This window comes from Aeromonas salmonicida, from assembly GCF_028355655.1.
Lineage (GTDB): Bacteria > Pseudomonadota > Gammaproteobacteria > Enterobacterales > Aeromonadaceae > Aeromonas > Aeromonas salmonicida.
This window is the reverse complement of sequence record NZ_CP110645.1, coordinates 4,684,250-4,698,948: the sequence shown is the minus strand read 5'-3', so window position 1 is coordinate 4,698,948 and position 14,699 is coordinate 4,684,250. Positions and strand designations below refer to the sequence as shown.

Below are 14,699 nucleotides of genomic sequence, written 5' to 3'. Positions count from 1 at the left end.
GGGGGAGTGGTAGACTGTGCGGCTCTTGTACAGGGAGCATGCAGTTGACTCAGAGTGTGACACGTCAGGTGAAGCAGGCCATCATGGCCCAGCTTTATACTCACTCCTCATTCAGCCTGCCTTGCCTGGGCCTGCTGGCACTCGGCTGGAGCCTGCTGTTCCACGATTACCTGCCCGCCGGCGAGGCGCTCGGCTGGTTGGCACTGGTCTGCCTGCTGCTGCTGTGTCGTGGCTGGCACCTGCGCTGGCGTCAGTCCAGTCTGACGCAGACCCCCTTGCCAGTGCTGGAACGCGAGCTGTTCATCGGGGTCACCATTACCTCCATCATCTGGGCGCTCGGTGTGCTGCTCTACATGGACAAGCTGCCCGACACCTATCGTGCCGCCATGATGATGCTCTCCAGCCTGATCCTCACCGGCAGTGCCATCATGCTGTTTGGCAGCCGCCGCTCCCTCTATGGCGCCGTCTTGCCACTCGGGCTTGCCATGCTGTTCGAGCTGGGGGCCGGCAACGAGCAGGAACGGATTGTCTCCTGCATGCTGGCAGGCTATCTGTTTGTCTTCTTGCCGACCCTGCTGCGTCGTCTGCGGCGGGATCAGGTCGCCTCCCTCTACCACCGCTTCTCCAACGCCGATCTGGTGGCCGAGCTGAAGCTGGTCTCCGAACACCTCAAACTCACTTCCCGGCTGGATGGTTTGACCGGCATCGCCAATCGTGCCCACCTGGACTATTGCCTCGAGCGGGCCTGGCGTCGCTGTCACCGCGCCCGGGCGCCCCTGTCGCTGGTGCTGGTGGATGTGGATTATTTCAAGCAATTCAATGATCTCTACGGTCATCAGCAGGGTGACGAGTGTCTGCAACGGGTGGCGGCGCTGCTGGCCGAGGTACAACGGCGGGAGGATGATCTCGCCGCTCGTTACGGCGGGGAAGAGTTTGCTCTGTTGCTGCCCTGTACCAGTATGCAAGGTGCGCTGCAGATAGCCGAAAACGTGCGAATGGCCCTCAAGGATCTGGGTATCCCCCACCAGAAATCCCTGGTCTCTGGCCGGGTCAGTTGCAGCTTCGGGGTCGCCACTCTGGTGCCGGATCAGAGCGGCTCCATCGCGGAGCTTATCCAAAAAGCGGATGCGGCCCTCTATCAGGCCAAGCATAATGGGCGGGATCGTATCGAAGTAGCCTTGATGGGTAAGGTTGCCTGAGTTTCACATGACAGATTAAAGAGGTTGTCTATGCAATGTCATCGTATCGAAGAGCTGCTGGAGTTGTTGCAGCCTGCCTGGATCAAGGAACAGGATCTCAGCCTGGTGCAGTTTGTTGCCAAACTGGCGGCGGAAGCTGGCTATGACGGCGCCTTGTCCGACCTGACCGACGACATGCTGATCTACCACCTCAAGATGCGGGAATCCGACAAGCAGGCGATGATCCCGGGTCTGGCCAAGGATCATGTTCCCGATTTCAAGGAAGCCCTGCTCAAGGCTCGCGGCATCAAGTGATCCCGGCTCGGTACAAACCGGGCTGAGTAGTTTCAAGAGAATCTCAACGAGAGGTGTATCGTCAACCGGCGATATGCCTTTTTTGTTGCTGAAAATTGCGACACGACTCGAACATTAGATACATCTTACCCACACAATTAGCAGGCTGTTTAAGATATAATCCGCTCCATAACAAATAAGGGAGCTGTGTCTTGCAATGGCCGATCATGAAAAAATCGATATCAAGGATGTGACTGACAAGGGCGTCACCGGGACTTTCAACCCGAACACGTTCAAAGCCAGCGATGACAGGTTCAATCCAGGCAACCGCATTTACGTGAGGGCACAGACCGGCTATTGGCAGCGGATGCGCAAGGTCATGGGCTGGTTCTTCGTGGTGCTCTTCGTTGCCTTGCCCTGGTTGCGCTATGACGGTCGTCAGGCCGTGCTGTTCGATGTTGGCCATCAGCAGTTCCACATTTTTGGTGCCACCATCTGGCCGCAGGATCTGACCCTGCTGGCCTGGATCTTCATGATCGCCGCCTTTGCCCTCTTCTTCGTGACCACCTTCCTCGGCCGGGTCTGGTGCGGCTATCTCTGCCCGCAGACAGTCTGGACCTTCATGTTCATCTGGTTTGAAGAGAAGCTGGAAGGGGCCGCCAACAAGCGGCGCAAGCTGGATGCCGCCCCCTGGAGTGGCGAGAAGCTGGCCCGCAAGGGGGCCAAGCATCTGGCCTGGATCCTGCTATCCCTCGGTACCGGTCTCACTTTCGTCGCCTATTTCCAGGATGTGACCGAGCTGGTGCCCGACTTCTTTACCCTGCAGGCTAGTGGCTGGGTCATCTTCTGGGTACTGTTTTTCACGGCCTGTACCTACGGCAATGCCGGCTGGATGCGTGCCATCATGTGTATCCACATGTGCCCCTATGCCCGCTTCCAGTCAGCCATGTTCGACAAGGACACCTTCATCGTCGGCTACGACACCAAGCGTGGTGAGACCCGGGGGGCCCGTAGCCGCAAAGCGGATCCCAAGGCGCTGGGGTTGGGGGATTGCATCGATTGCGACCTCTGCGTTCAGGTCTGCCCGACCGGCATCGACATCCGCGACGGCCTGCAGTACGAGTGCATCAACTGCGGTGCCTGCGTCGACGCCTGCGACCAGACCATGGATCGGATGGGCTATCCGAGAGGGCTGATCAGCTACACCACAGAGCACAAGCTGGCCCATAACAGCACCCATGTGGCGCGGCCCAAGCTGCTCGGTTATGGCCTGGTGATGGTCATCATGCTGGGGGTGTTCGTCTACAACGCCATGTCCATCATGCCCATGGGGCTCGACATACTGCGGGATCGCAACCAGCTGTTCCGCGAGAACAGCGAGGGGCTCATCGAGAACACCTATACCCTCAAGATCCTCAACAAGACACTGCATGCCCAGACCTATCAGCTGGATGTGGAAGGGCTGCCGGAGCACGAGTGGTTCGGCCCCCGCGAAGTGACCCTGAAGGCGGGCGAGATCTACACCCTGCCGGTGAGCGTGGCGGTCGATCCCTTCAACCTGAAGAAGCCGACCCTGGATATACGGTTCGTGCTGAAACGGGATGGGGCGGCAGCCGATGACAGCAAGGGCACACTGCGTCAGGCCAGCAAGTTTATCAGCCGACTGTAATGGGAATAGTTGGTGCAACTGATTGGTTTGGAACGCCATTGAGCTTAGTGGTGATAGAATGGGGCGCAACGGCGCCCCTTTTTAATGGTGGATGACATGCGTTTCAACTATTCCGACCTTACTCCCGACCTCATCATGGATGCGCTGGATCTCAGCGGTCTGCGACTCGACTCCGGCCTCATCGAGCTCAACAGTTACGAAAACCGGGTCTATCAGTTTCAGGACGAGGAGCGCCGCCGCTATGTGGTGAAGTTCTACCGTCCCGGTCGCTGGAGTCGCGCCCAGATCCTGGAAGAGCACGACTTTGCCGCCCGACTCAATGAGGCGGAGATCCCGGTCGCTGCGCCGCTCTCCTTCGCGGGCGAAACCTTGCTGGAGCATCAGGGCTACCCCTTTGCCATCTGGCAGAGCGTGGGTGGCCGCCAGTTCGAGGTGGACAACCTGGATCAGCTGGAGTGGGTGGGACGTTACCTTGGCCGGATTCACCAGATCGGTGCCAGCCGATCCTTCCATCACCGCGTCCGACTGGATGTGGAGAGCATGCTGCACGAACCGCGTGAGCTGCTGGCATCCGGTGAATGGCTGCCGAGCGGGCTGGCCAAGCAATTCTTCGGTGTACTCGACGAGCTGATCAAGCACGTCTGCGATGCCATGACTCTGGATGTGGCACAGATCTCCCTGCACGGTGACTGTCATCCGGGTAATATTCTATGGCGTGATGGCCCCATGTTTGTCGATCTCGACGACTGCCGCACCGGCCCCGCCATCCAGGATCTCTGGATGATGCTGAGCGGCGAGCGCCACGAGCAGTTAATCCAGCTCGACACCCTGCTGGCCGGCTATGAGGAGTTCATGGAGTTCGACCCGCGCGAACTGGCCTTGATTGAGCCGCTGCGGGCCATGCGCATCGTTCACTATATGGCCTGGCTGGCACGGCGCTGGGACGACCCTGCGTTTCCCCGTCATTTCCCCTGGTTCAATACCGACCACTACTGGCGTCAGCAGATTGCGACCCTGCATGATCAACTGGCCGCGCTCAAGGCTCCGCCGTTGACCCTGACGCCAGGGTGGTGACATATCAGGAGTGCTGATGGGTGCCCGCAGATCGCGATACCTGCCGCATGATCAACTAGCCGCGCTCAAGGCACCACCTTTGACCCTGACGCCGGGGTGGTGACATATCAGGAGTGCTGATGGGGGCCCGCAGATCGCGATACCTGCCGCACGATCAACTGGCCGTGCTCAAGGCACCACCTTTGACCCTGATGCCGGGGTGGTGAACGAGGGCGCGTCGGCATCAGCCCACAGCGATTGTCTGTCGATGACGCGCTCTGCCGTAGCGCCTGCTGGTGTGGCCCTTTGCCATTGACGTCTGAGTGGTGACGCAATAGGCTTGGCACTGCTTCGGTTCGCCGGGCGTGCCTCACAGTGATCCCTTAACAGGAAACGTCATGAAAAAAGTACTATTTTTCCTCGCTGCCATGCTGATGATCCCCATGGTTCACGCCGCCCCCGAATTCAAGGAAGGCGTTAACTATGACGTGGTCAAACAGACAGGCAGTGCCCAGCCGGAAGTGGTGGAGTTTTTCTCCTACTACTGCCCGCACTGCGCGACCTTCGAGCCGATCGTTGAACAGTTGAAAGCGGGGATGCCAGAAGGCGTTCCCCTCAAGAAGAACCCGGTGGCCTTCCTGGGCCGCGAGATGGGTCCGGAAATGCAGCGCGCCTATGCCCTGGCCAGCCTGCTGAATGTTGAAGCCAAGCTGACCCCGGCTATCTTCAACAAGATCCATACCCAACGCCAGTATCCGCAGAGCCGCGCGGATGTGAAGCAGATCTTCCTGGATAACGGCGTGCCGGCTGAAGAGTTCGACGGTGCCGTCGACAGCTTCGCCGTATCCGGCATGGTGTCCCAGTTTGATCGCAACACCGAGAGCTACAACATTCGCGGTGTGCCGGCCTTCCTGGTCAACGGCAAGTACATGGTTAAGATCGAATCCATTACTTCTCAGGAACAGTTCAGCCAGTTGGTGAATTTCCTGCTGGCCAAGAAAGACTGATCCCGCAGTAACCCATGAAAAAAGCCCGCCGGTGCAAACCGGCGGGCTTTTTGTTTATCGGGATTGGAGCCTGGCCAGCTCGACGCTGGCTGCTTGCTCCCGATTCAGATCTGGCAGTCCCGCTGGGAGGGGGCTGGGCGCGGTAAACGGGAGCGGCGGCTGATCCCCTCCGCCAGCCAGACCAGCAGCAAGATGGCCAGGATCAGGGTGGACGCCTGATCGTAACGGAACAGGCTGAGCGACACATAGAGCTGCTGCCCCAGCCCGCCTGCGCCCACCACCCCGAGTATGGTGGCGGCCCTCAGGTTCATCTCGCCGCGATAGAGGCTGTAGGCCAGCCACTGGCGTGACACCAGTGGAAACAGACCGTACCAGAAGCTGGCAACGGGGCCGGCGCCGCTCAATTGCAGGGCGAGGCGAGGGGCCTGATCCGCGTTCTCCAGCGTCTCCACGAACAGCCTGGCCAGCACGCCTGTGGTGTGCAGGGTGAGTGCCAGTATGCCCGCCACCGGCCCCAGCCCGACCGCGATCACCAGTAGGCTGGCGAAGATGAGCTCCGGCACGGATCGCAGCAGGTTGAACAGCAGCCTCAGTGGCCAGCAGTGGCGGGCGAGACAGGCCAGCGGCAGTGCCAGCAGGGCGCTCAACAGGGTACTCAGCAATGCCATCTGCACCGTATCGAGCAGGCCAAAGCTGACTGTTCGCAGAAAAGGCCCCGACCAGTCCGGTTGCAGAAACTCGCCGATGAACCGGCCCAGCCCGCCGAAGGAAAAACTCAGCATGCGCCAGTCGAGCTGGTGGAGTGCCATGGCGCTGGCCAGCCCCAGGCAGGCAAGCAGTTGCAGACCGGGGGAACGGGTGTGGCGCAGCCAGGCGCTGAGGCCGTCGGCCAGGGTCACCAGCAGGATGAAGGCCAGCAGCAGGGTCACTACCTCACCACCAGCAAACATGCGCAACGAGAGTTCGAGCTGCTGGCCGAGCCCGCCGGCACCGACGAAACCCATGATGACGGAGGCGCGCAGGGCACACTCCCAGCGATAGACGGTGTAGGAGAGCAGCTCCTGGCGCACCGCGGGCAGCACGCCGTACCAGAGCGCCTGCAGGCGGCCGCTGCCGCCGAGCAGCAGAGCACGGGCCGGTTGCAGGGCGCCGCTCTCCATGATCTCGTTGTAGACCTTGGCCAGCATGCCACCGTAGCTGACGGCGATGGCCAGGATGGCAGCCAGGGGCCCGAGCCCGGAAAGGCGCACGAACAGCAGCGCCCAGATGAGCTCGGGCAGGCTGCGCAGCAGAATGGCGATGAGCCGGCTGAAAGAGCGCAAGGCGCCGCGCAGCGGGCTGGGGATAGGCCCCAGCTCAGCCAGCGACAGGGCGCGGGAGCCGAGCAAGGCGAACGGAATGCCGAGCAGCAGGGCACCGGCCAGCCCCAGAGTTGCCACGGCCAGACTCTCCAGGGTAGCGGTCAGGGTCAGGGCCAGAAAGTCCTGATCCAGGCGGGGTGGCCAGCTGGTGGCGAGAAAATTGCCCATCTGCCGCCAGCTCTGGCCATCGAGCAGGCCCAGCCAGCCGTCGGCCTGCTGCCACAGGCTGTAGCCGACCAGGGCCAGCAGCCAGGGCAGGGGATGGTGCCAGCGGCTCATCAGCCGACGCACGGCAGTGCCTCCTGGTCACCGGCGTAGAGGGCGCCCAGCATGGCCGGGGTGACGGCGGCGGCGGGGCAGTCGAACTGCACCCGTCCCTCGCGCAGGCCTATGATGCGGGGGAAGCGCTCGAGGGCCAGTTCGACCGCGTGCAGGCTGGCGATCAGGGTGCTGCCGCGCGTGCGGGCTTGCGCCAGCAGGGCATCCAGGCTGCTTTGGGCGAGTACGGGATCGAGGGCGGAGACGGGTTCATCGGCCAGCATCAGGTCCGGCTGCTGATAGAGCACCCGGGCTATGCCGACCCGCTGCAACTGGCCACCGGAGAGCTCGCCGCAGCGCTGCTGCCACTTGTCGGCGAGGCCGAGGCGGGCCAGTTCGGCCCGCGCACCGTCCGGATCGCAGGGGCGCAGCAGCGAGAGCAGGGCGCGAACGAGGGACCACTGGCCGAGTCTGCCAGCCAGCACGGCAGTCACCACAGGCTGGGCGGCGGGCAGCGGAGGCTGCTGCCAGACCATGCCGATCCGGCTGCGCAGCCGCTGGCGGGCCCGGGTGGAGAGGGCCCAGGGATCTGCCCCCCACAGGGAGAGTGCCAGTTCACCGCGCAGCTCGGTGCCGATCAGCCGCAGCAGGCTGGTCTTGCCCGCGCCGCTCGGTCCTATGATGGCGACACACTCCCCCGCCTCGATCTGCAGGCGAAGCGGATGCAGGATACGACTCTCGCCGAGCCGCAGCCCTGCCCCGTCCAGTGCAACGGCGATCACTTCAGCAGACCGGCCTGGGTCGCGGCCGCTTCTATGCCCAGGTAGTTCTCGGGCTTGGTTTCGATGAAACGGCTGGCCCGTTGCAGCTTGAGGATCTCGGCCTGGGCCGGGACGGCAGGATCCAGGCTGAGGAAGGCCAGCTTGATTTTCTCCTGCAGCGCCGGATCCAGGTCGCCACGCACTGTCCAGTTGTAATCAAAGTAGGTCGGCGTGGTCCAGATCACCTTCACCTTGGCGGTATCGACCTTGCCCTCTTCCACCAGCTTGTCCCACACGGAGGCGTTGAGCGCACCGGCCGGCACCTTGCCGGAGGCGACCCAGGCAACGGTGGCGTCGTGAGCGCCGGAGAAGGCGACATGGGCGAAGTCACGTTCCGGATTGATGCCCTGCTCGGCCAGGAAGTGGCGCGGCATCAGGTGACCCGAGGTGGAGGAGGGGGAGCCGAAGGCGAAGTCCTTGCCCCTGGTGTCGGCCAGGGTCTTGATGCCGCTGTCGGCATTGGCGATGAATTTGGAGGTGAACTGGGCATCCTCCTGGCGCTGGACCAACGGCACTACCTTGTCGGCCCGACGATGGGCCTGCACATAAGTGAAACCCCCGAGCCAGGCCATGTCGAGCTTGCCGGCGGCCAGCGCCTCGACCACGGCGGCGTAATCGTTGACCGGTACGAACACCACCTCGCGCCCCGTCTTCTCGGCCAGATAGTCTCCCAGCGGGGCGAACTTGCGCTGCAACTCGGTGGGGGCTTCGTCCGGGATGGCGGATACCCGCAGCGGCTCGGCGGCAGTGGCGCCTAAGCTGGCCAGCAGGGTGGTGAGGGCAAATATCCATTTAGAGGTCATGGGCGGTTCCTTGTGGTCTGTCGTTCGGGCAAGAGAAAGGCCCGACACCAGTCGGACCTTGCAAGAGGGTCATGGTAGGGGGCCACCGGCGCTCTGCGCAAGATGGGCTCCTCAAAAAGGCACGTTACACCCCGACGTGGAAGGCCTGCTTGAGGTTGCGGATGAAGTCCGCATCCCGGCACAGGGTCTTGCCCGGGCTGTCGGAGATCTTGGCGACCGGGCCGCCGTTGCACTCCATCAGCTTGAAGACGATGTTCATGGGGCTGACACCGGGCAGATCGCAGGTGAGCTTGGTACCGATGCCGAAGCTGGTGTTGATGCGGCCACGGAAGTGGCGGAACAGCTGCACCGCCTTGTCGAGGTTGAGTCCATCGGAGAAGACCAGCGTCTTGTCAGTGGGGTCTATGCCGAGGCGCTGGTAGTGGCTTATGGCCTTCTCGCCCCACACAACAGGGTCGCCGGAGTCGTGGCGCAGACCCTGATAACGGCTGGCCAGCTCGAAATCGAAGTCACGCAGGAAGGCGTCCATGGTGATGCAGTCGGTCAGGGCGATCCCCAGGTGGTTGGTGAATTCGTCCAGCCAGCTGGTGAGGGCGGCGCGTTGGCTGTGCTCGAGCGGGAAGCCGAGCTGCTGGTGAGCCTGGAACCACTCGTGGGCCTGGGTGCCCACGGCAGGTAGCTGGTACTTTTGGGCCAGCAGGTAGTTGCTGGTGCCGCGAAATGCCGGCAGCCGCTCCTTGAGACGGCCCACGACCGCATCCTGTACCGCATGGGAGAAGCGGCGACGGGTACCGAAGTCGATGAGGTTGAACTCGCTCATCTCTTCCGGGCTGAGGTCCTGTTCCAGCTTGTCGATCTTCTGATCGAGCCGATCCAGCGCCTGGCTGACGCCAAACTGGGGATAGCGGAAGCGGTTGCGCATCTCGCTGATGATGGCGAGCACCGGGATTTCCCACAGGATCACATCCTGCCAGGGGCCCTCGACCCGCACATTGATGCGGCCATCCTGCTCGAATACCTGCAGCAGGGAGGCATCAAGGGGCTTGCGGCGCAGGTGATCCAGGTAGTCGGCGGTGAAGAAGGGGCGCTCGGCCAGAAAATTCAGTTCCGGCCTGGTCAGCCGCAGGGAGCCGGCGAGACGCAGTTGCTCCTCGATCTGGCCCATCATGGGCAGCAGATCTTCTTCGTTGCGGCTGTGGAATTCGGCCACCACCTCGGCATCCGGATAGCGGTGGAACACCGCCTGCTGCATATGCAGCTTGTAGGCATCGGTATCGAGCAGACTGGTGAGGATCGGCGGCATATCAGGCTCCCCGCAGGCGGGCGAATGCCGGCCACATGTGTAGATTGCAGGCACCGGTATCGGGCAGGCTGGTGGGAATCGGCGGCATATCAGGCATCCAGCAGGCGTTGTACATCGATCAGGGTCTGGGCCAGCTCGGCCCCGGCTTCGATCATCTGGGAGTGGGCGCTGGCAACCGTATCCGGGGCTATGCCACGGCAGGCATCGAGATGGACGATCACCCGAAAACCGGCGTGGCGCAATTGCAGCACGCTGGTCTTGACGCAGTAGTCGGTGGCGAGGCCGCCGACCAGCACAGTGTCGACATGGCGGGCTTGCAGGAATTCGATGAGTCCTGTGCTGCGTCGTTCGGCCAGATCGTGAAAGCAGGTGCCGTAGGGATGCAGGTCCGGCTCGACCCCCTTCCAGACGAAGAAGTCGTAATCGATGGGGGCGGGCAGGCCATCCAGCAGCTCGAAGCCTTGGGTGCCGGGCACGCAGTGTACCGGCCAGGTGAGGTCGGCATTGGGCAAGTCCAGCGGCAACAGCATGCCGGCGGGGTCACTGACGGCCCAGGCTGCGTTGGCGGGATGGGAGTCTTTGCTGCCAATACGCAGGGTGGCGAGGGTGGCCTGAGCGTTGAGCGCAGCCACAATATCATCCCCGCCCACGACGGGCAGTTCGTTCGGGCAGAGGGGAGTAAATCCCTTCTGCGCATCAATATCCAGGCTGGCGACGGTTCCCATGATTGGCTCCTTCACATACTATTCGTGTGATATTATCTACCAAACATTAATGGAAGGCGAGCAGGGCGATCGACATGCTGAGAATGAGTCTGGATATGGTGGTGCTGCGGTTGTACGAGGAGCGGCTCGAGCTGTTGCTCGAAACCCGCGATCACCCCCCCTTTGCCAACTGCTGGCAACTGCCGGCACTGCGCATCGACGAGACTCGGGATCGGGACCTGGACACGGCCCGCCATCGCCTGCTGGCGGAGTGGGGGCTCGGCCACTGCTACAGCGAACAGGTCTGCACTCTCGGCAATCTGGAGCGGGATCCCCGTGGCTGGTCCACCGCGCTGGTCTACCTCTGTCTGGTCGATCCGGAAGTCGAAGCCGTGCAAGGTTGCTGGCATCCACTCTCGGCCCTGCCCGGCCTCAGCCTCGCCTTCGATCATACCCAGCTTATAGCCAGAGGGCTGGAGAGACTGCGGATCAAGAGTCGCTACAGCACCTTGCCGCTGCAACTGCTGGGGCCCGAGTTCACTCTCTCCGAAGTGCAGCGCGCCTTTGAAATCATCCTGCAAACTCCGATGAACACGGCGGCGTTTCGCAAGCGCATCCATCGCGCCGACATTCTGGTGGATACCGGCCGCAAGCGGACCGGCAAGCAGCGCCCTGCCATCCTCTACCGGTTGGAGAGCCCTTGCTGCGTCATGTTCGATCAGGTGATGCACGGGGCAGAAGCATGAGCAAAGCGCCGCCCCGGGTGCTGGTGAGTGCCTGCTTGCTGGGTCAGCCAGTACGTTACGATGGCCAGAGCAAGGGGATTGTCAGCGACTGGCTGAATGAGCTTGGCGCCGAGGGGCGAACGCAGTCTTTCTGCCCCGAAGTGGCAGGCGGACTGCCGACTCCGCGCCCCCCTGCCGAGCGGCAGGGTGATCTGGTGCTGACCGCGAGCGGACTGGATGTGACGGCCGAGTTCGATCGCGGTGCCGAGCTGGCTCTTGCGCTCTGTCAGGCACAAGGCATTCGCTTTGCCCTGCTAAAGGAGGGGAGTCCTTCTTGCGGTAGTCGCCGCATCTACAATGGCCGCTTCGAAGGTGTGTCAGTGGCGGGTGAGGGCAAGACCACGGCCCTGCTGCGTCGCAACGGCATTGCAGTGTTCAGCGAGGAACAGTTGCCAGAACTGGCCTTGGCGCTTGCTTCGGCAACCGCCAAGGAGGCGGACTCAACGCCAAACTGACCCATAGCATCGGCCTGTATCACTTGTGCCCGCACGACGTCAGTTTACTGCCAGCGTGCATTCCGCCATTCCTGAAAACCACTCTCAAACTGTTGCCATGGTCACCAACCTGAAGGCCAGCCCTGCTGCCGGGTAGAGCTGGATTGGCGAGGGGTCTTTTACTGCGCCTTGTCTGCCAGCAGTTGGCTAAGAGTCTGGTCCTTCTCGTGCCAGATCCCGTTCAACCACTGTTGAAACGCCTGTTGGAACTCGGGGTCATTGAAGTAATCCCCTACCAGTTTGCGTTCAATCGGCAGAAAGCGAACCTGAACCTTGATCTCCTTCACCCGACCGCACATGAAGTCCCAGTAACTGGGGATACCACCCGGATAGGCGATGGTCACATCCACCAGTTGATGCAGCTGGTCGCCCATGGCCGCCAGGGTGAAGGCGATGCCACCAGCCCTCGGGTGCAACAGATGGCGATAAGGCGCTGCCTGTTTGTCGTGCTTGTGGGCGGTGAAGCGGGTGCCCTCCACGAAGTTCATCACACTCACCGGAATGTGGCGAAACTTGGCACAGGCCTTTCGGGTTGTTTCTATGTCTTTTCCCTTCAGATGTGGCCTTTTTTCCAGAAATTTACGGGAATAGCGCCGCATGAAGGGGAAGTCCAGTGCCCACCAGGCCAGACCGAGAAAAGGTACCCAAATCAGCTCTTTCTTGAGGAAAAACTTCAGGAAGGGGATTTTTTGATTAAAAACCCGCTGCAATACCAGTATGTCGACCCAGGATTGATGGTTGGCAATTACCATGTACCACTCATCACGGCTTCCTTTGTCCGCGCCGACCACCTCGAAAGAGGTCCCTATGATGGTTTTCTGGATCAGGTTGTTGACACCGATCCAGCAGCTTGCGCAGCCATCCAGCAGAGCGTTGCAGAGGGTACGCCAGCCTTTAAGCGGCAACAGCAGCTTGAGCATGCCCAGCAAGAAGATGGGGATACACCAGAAGAGGGTGTTGAAAAAATAGAGCGAGGTCGAGAGGCTGCCGCGCAGCCGCTCTATCAGCTTGTTTTGCATGAGTCGGGTCCGTCTCGTTGTCTGTGGGTGGCAACCAAGTGGTCAGATCTGTGGCCATAATATCAGCCGATGAGCCGCTAGACCATGCACGGGACCATCACGCATGTGGGACTCACTATCTCTCTATCCCAGCCATTCAGCCGCTGCGCAGCCGCGACAGCAGCCTGTCCATGGCCCTGTAGCCGAGAGCCTCGATCAGATGATCCTTCTCTATCGCAGGTCGCCCCGCCAGATCGGCTATGGTGCGTGACACCCGCAGTATGCGGTGCCAGGCCCGGATGCTGAGGCCCAGCTTCTGGATGGCATTCTCCAAAAACTCGGCATCTTGCGGCGATAATCGGCAAATATCTTCGATTTCACGACTATCCAGCAGATTGTTGAGCTTGCCATTGCGGCTCAGCATTCGCTCCCGCGCCGCCAGTACCCGATCGCGGATCTGCTGGCTCGATTCCCCCCGCTCCGCCTTGCCGGTGAGACTCCCCTTGGGCAGCAGCGGCACCTCCACCGTCAGGTCGAAGCGATCGAGGAAGGGGCCGGAGAGCTTGCCAAGATAGCGAAGTATCTGATCCGGGCTGGAGCGGGTCTGGCCGTCACCATAGTGGCCGCAGGGGCTGGGGTTCATGGCGCCCACCAGCTGGAAGCGGGCGGGAAAATCCACCTGACGGGCGGCGCGGCTGATGGTGATGTGGCCCGTCTCCAGCGGTTCGCGCAGAGAGTCGAGCACCTTGCGCTCGAACTCCGGCAGCTCGTCGAGAAAGAGTACCCCGTTGTGGGCCAAGGATATTTCGCCGGGTCTGGGATGGCTGCCACCGCCCACCAGGGCCACGGCGGAGGCACTGTGATGGGGCGTGCGATAGGGCCTGTGGTGCCAGTGACCGGCGCGCGGGGTCAGGCCGCCGATGGAGTGGATGGCGGCGGTCTGCTGCGCCTCCTGCTCGCTCAGGGGTGGCAAGATGCCGGGCAAACGGCTAGCCAGCATGCTCTTGCCGGTACCGGGCGGTCCTATGAACAGCAGGTTGTGGCTGCCGGCGGCAGCGATCTCCAATGCCCGCTTGGCCTGTGACTGGCCGATCACATCCTGCAGATCCGGCACATCGGGCAGGGAGTCCGTGGTCTGGGGCTCCGGCAGAGGCAGCTCATATTGGCCTGCCAGCCAGGCGGTGACGGCCAGCAGTTGGTGGGCGGTACGCACCTCGGCGTCCTGAATGAGGGAGGCTTCCGGGCCATTTTCTCTCGGTACCAGCAGGGTGCGCCCCGCATCGCGGCAGGCGAGCACGGCGGGCAGCACCCCGAGCACGGGACGGATCTCGCCGGTCAGGGCCAACTCCCCTAAAAATTCGTGATCGAGCAGGTATTTTGCAGGTATCTGCTTGGAAGCGGCGAGAATGCCGATGGCGATGGCCAGATCGAAACGGCCTCCCTCCTTTGGCAGGTCGGCGGGGGCCAGATTGACCGTGATGTGTTTGCTCGGGAACTCGAAATTGCCGTTTAGCAGGGCACTGCGCACCCGATCCCGGGATTCCTTCACCGAGGTTTCCGGCAATCCCACCATGTTGAAGGCGGGCAGACCGTTGGAGAGGTGAACTTCCACCGTGACTTGCGGCGCCGCTATCCCCAGGCTGGCACGGCTATAAACCACAGCTAATGACATAAATCCCGTCCTTGGTTTGATGTATGTGCTGGTTAACCGTTTTTTATTAGTTTTTTGTTCCAGCCGTCAGGCTGCTGCTTAGTCAAAATCAGAGTCTTGTCAGGTAAAAAAGGCTTGCCCAATAAAAATCACCGTGCTAGTTCTAATAGCCATTCGCGGTGCAAACCGCCCCAATTTCACAGGATTTCCGGTTGTAACTATGAACATGGCCTCCCGTTTCGTCAGCATTATTGTGGTCCTAGTGGTGATTATTATCTCACCGCTCGGGGCTCGTTTAGCTGCACGGAACAAGGGATAGA

The 14,699-nt window shown here is 61.6% G+C and carries 14 protein-coding genes; 7 read left to right on the top strand and 7 right to left on the bottom strand.

What is annotated here, in order from left to right:
• The first annotated feature begins 44 nt into the window (after positions 1-44).
• From ONZ54_RS21885 to ONZ54_RS21865, 5 genes are all read left to right on the top strand, one after another.
• Complete coding sequence (locus tag ONZ54_RS21885) at positions 45-1,199, top strand: GGDEF domain-containing protein (protein ID WP_170321051.1); 1,155 nt, start codon at positions 45-47, stop codon at positions 1,197-1,199.
• Positions 1,200-1,229: 30 nt separating this feature from the next.
• Positions 1,230-1,493 carry a YihD family protein gene (locus ONZ54_RS21880; protein ID WP_005318183.1) on the top strand — a complete coding sequence of 88 codons (264 nt, stop codon included), beginning with the start codon at positions 1,230-1,232 and terminating at the stop codon, positions 1,491-1,493.
• Positions 1,494-1,689: 196 nt separating this feature from the next.
• On the top strand, positions 1,690-3,141 hold the full coding sequence (gene ccoG, locus ONZ54_RS21875) for a cytochrome c oxidase accessory protein CcoG (protein ID WP_271787152.1): 1,452 nt from the start codon (positions 1,690-1,692) through the stop codon (positions 3,139-3,141).
• An 84-nt stretch (positions 3,142-3,225) separates the two neighbouring features.
• Positions 3,226-4,215 carry a serine/threonine protein kinase gene (locus tag ONZ54_RS21870; protein WP_059113820.1) on the top strand — a complete coding sequence of 330 codons (990 nt, stop codon included), beginning with the start codon at positions 3,226-3,228 and terminating at the stop codon, positions 4,213-4,215.
• Positions 4,216-4,592: 377 nt separating this feature from the next.
• Positions 4,593-5,201, top strand: coding sequence for a thiol:disulfide interchange protein DsbA/DsbL (locus tag ONZ54_RS21865; RefSeq protein ID WP_005318191.1), 609 nt, complete (start codon positions 4,593-4,595; stop codon positions 5,199-5,201).
• A gap of 104 nt (positions 5,202-5,305) precedes the next feature.
• Here ONZ54_RS21865 and phnE read toward each other — a convergent pair whose 3' ends face one another.
• The 5 genes from phnE to ONZ54_RS21840 form a co-directional block, all read right to left on the bottom strand.
• A complete protein-coding gene (gene phnE, locus ONZ54_RS21860; RefSeq protein ID WP_271788318.1) occupies positions 5,306-6,841 on the bottom strand; it encodes a phosphonate ABC transporter, permease protein PhnE in 1,536 nt (511 codons plus the stop codon).
• Positions 6,841-7,602, bottom strand: a complete 762-nt coding sequence (locus ONZ54_RS21855) for a phosphonate ABC transporter ATP-binding protein (RefSeq protein ID WP_271787151.1) — start codon at positions 7,600-7,602, stop codon at positions 6,841-6,843. Before ONZ54_RS21855 ends, phnE begins: the two co-directional genes overlap by 1 nt.
• Positions 7,599-8,444, bottom strand: coding sequence for a putative selenate ABC transporter substrate-binding protein (locus ONZ54_RS21850; protein WP_271787150.1), 846 nt, complete (start codon positions 8,442-8,444; stop codon positions 7,599-7,601). The genes ONZ54_RS21855 and ONZ54_RS21850 overlap by 4 nt, the downstream gene beginning before the upstream one ends.
• Before the next feature lie 124 nt (positions 8,445-8,568).
• Positions 8,569-9,747 carry a nicotinate phosphoribosyltransferase gene (gene pncB, locus ONZ54_RS21845; protein ID WP_021138499.1) on the bottom strand — a complete coding sequence of 393 codons (1,179 nt, stop codon included), beginning with the start codon at positions 9,745-9,747 and terminating at the stop codon, positions 8,569-8,571.
• An 89-nt stretch (positions 9,748-9,836) separates the two neighbouring features.
• Entirely contained in the window at positions 9,837-10,472 is a 636-nt protein-coding gene (locus ONZ54_RS21840; RefSeq protein ID WP_169047058.1) for a nicotinamidase, read from the bottom strand.
• 74 nt (positions 10,473-10,546) lie between these two features.
• Here ONZ54_RS21840 and ONZ54_RS21835 point away from each other — a divergent pair, with 74 nt between their 5' ends.
• Positions 10,547-11,197, top strand: a complete 651-nt coding sequence (locus tag ONZ54_RS21835; protein ID WP_087756886.1) for an NUDIX hydrolase — start codon at positions 10,547-10,549, stop codon at positions 11,195-11,197.
• Complete coding sequence (locus ONZ54_RS21830; protein ID WP_087756887.1) at positions 11,194-11,691, top strand: 2-thiouracil desulfurase family protein; 498 nt, start codon at positions 11,194-11,196, stop codon at positions 11,689-11,691. Before ONZ54_RS21835 ends, ONZ54_RS21830 begins: the two co-directional genes overlap by 4 nt.
• A 158-nt stretch (positions 11,692-11,849) precedes the next feature.
• Here the strand turns inward: ONZ54_RS21830 and ONZ54_RS21825 are convergent, their stop codons facing one another.
• Both ONZ54_RS21825 and ONZ54_RS21820 read right to left on the bottom strand, forming a co-directional pair.
• The gene (locus tag ONZ54_RS21825; RefSeq protein ID WP_271787149.1) at positions 11,850-12,749 is read right to left on the bottom strand and encodes an acyltransferase; all 900 of its coding nucleotides are present in this window, start codon (positions 12,747-12,749) and stop codon (positions 11,850-11,852) included.
• Between the two features lie 136 nt (positions 12,750-12,885).
• The gene (locus ONZ54_RS21820) at positions 12,886-14,400 is read right to left on the bottom strand and encodes a YifB family Mg chelatase-like AAA ATPase (RefSeq protein WP_011898225.1); all 1,515 of its coding nucleotides are present in this window, start codon (positions 14,398-14,400) and stop codon (positions 12,886-12,888) included.
• Positions 14,401-14,699 lie beyond the last annotated feature (299 nt).